Source organism: Streptomyces sp. DH12 (assembly GCF_020873895.1).
Classification (GTDB): domain Bacteria; phylum Actinomycetota; class Actinomycetes; order Streptomycetales; family Streptomycetaceae; genus Streptomyces.
The window spans coordinates 1-510 of record NZ_JAHWGT010000712.1; the positions used below are offsets into that span (position 1 = coordinate 1).

1 protein-coding gene is annotated in these 510 nt (G+C 72.9%); it reads right to left on the reverse strand.

Annotated elements, in window-relative coordinates; translation table 11 throughout:
- Positions 1-29: 29 nt before the first annotated feature.
- On the reverse strand, positions 30-510 hold a 481-nt coding region (locus LPA54_RS36655; RefSeq protein WP_228984821.1), incomplete at its 5' end, for a DMT family transporter.

The window sequence follows — 510 nt, forward strand, 5'->3', positions numbered from 1 at the left end:
TTTCCAGTCCGGTGGGCCGGGCCGGGGCCTCAGCGCACCGCTGCGGGGGTCTTGGCGGCCGGGGTCGCCCGGTCGGCGGACCGTGGGCGGCCGGCGGGGGCCGTGCGCTGCGGCAGGCGGGTCAGGATCAGGCCGGCCACGATGACGGCCATGCCGAGGATCTCGCGGGTGCCCAGCACGTGGTCCTCCAGCAGCACCATGCCGAGGGTGAGCACCACCGGCACCGCGTACAGCACGCCGGAGGCCTTGGCTGCGCCCTCCTCGCGGATCAGCCAGGCGAAGCACATGTAGACCAGGCCGGTGTTGAGGACGCCGAGCACCAGCAGGGCGCCGATGATGGAGGCGGAGAAGTGCGGGGTGGAGTCGAAGCCGCCGTTGGGCATGTTGATGCCGGCCCAGCCGACGCCGATGACGGCCTGGGTGGTGGCGAGGACCAGCGGCGTCATGGCCCGGCCGCCCTCCTCGGCGGGGCCCATGAGCTTCTCCATGAGCAGCATGGACCAGCCGTAG